Annotated in this window: 2 protein-coding genes; both read right to left on the reverse strand. The window is 64.3% G+C overall.

Annotation, left to right across the window (positions count from 1 at the left end; genetic code table 11):
- Nucleotides 1-630: chromosome segregation SMC family protein (locus tag EOA24_RS39800; protein ID WP_133375038.1), on the reverse strand; the 630-nt coding region annotated here is incomplete at its 3' end.
- 63 nt (nt 631-693) lie between these two features.
- A partial coding sequence (locus tag EOA24_RS39805) for a thioredoxin domain-containing protein (RefSeq protein ID WP_148669986.1) occupies nt 694-830 on the reverse strand: 137 nt, incomplete at its 5' end.

The following is an 830-nucleotide window of genomic DNA, read 5'->3' on the forward strand; positions in this document are numbered from 1 at the left end:
GCGCTTCAGGCTTTCGATCTGGCCTTCCAGCTCGCCGACGACGTCGTCCAGCCGTTCCAGATTCTGCTCGGCGGCCTTCAGCCGAAGCTCGGCTTCATGTCGGCGCGTGTGCAGGCCGGAAATGCCGGCCGCTTCTTCGAGCAGCGCGCGGCGCGCCTGCGGCTTCGCCTGGATCAACTCGCCGATACGGCCCTGGCCGACCATGGAGGGCGAGCGGGCGCCGGTCGACTGGTCGGCAAAGAGCAACTGCACGTCCTTGGCGCGGGCTTCCTTGCCGTTGATGCGGTAGAGCGAGCCGGCCTCGCGCTCGATGCGGCGCGAGACCTGCAATTCGTCGGCGTCGTTGAAGGCGGCCGGCGCCGTGCGGTCTGTGTTGTCGAGGAAAAGCGTGACTTCGGCGGTGTTGCGCGCCGGGCGCGCGCCGGAGCCGGAAAAGATCACGTCGTCCATGCCGGACGCGCGCATGTTCTTGTAGGAGCTTTCGCCCATCACCCAGCGCAAAGCTTCGACGAGGTTTGACTTGCCGCAGCCGTTCGGCCCGACAATGCCGGTCAGCCCGCGTTCGATGACGAACTCGCCGGGCTCGACGAAGGATTTGAAACCGAGAAGGCGAAGGCGCGAAAATTTCATTCGCGCCGCCCTACACTACAGGCCATCGCGCCAAAGCCTGACCGCTTCGGCGCGGCCTGGATGTCAGAGCAGAGGGTCGATGATGGCCGACATTTCCTCAATCGACATCGCCCCTTTGTAGGTCTTTCCGTTGATGAAGAAGGTCGGCGTCGAGTCGACCTTGAACTCGTCCGCTCCGCGTTTCTGGACTGCTCTCACAT

Source organism: Mesorhizobium sp. M2A.F.Ca.ET.039.01.1.1, assembly GCF_003998035.1.
Lineage (GTDB): Bacteria > Pseudomonadota > Alphaproteobacteria > Rhizobiales > Rhizobiaceae > Mesorhizobium.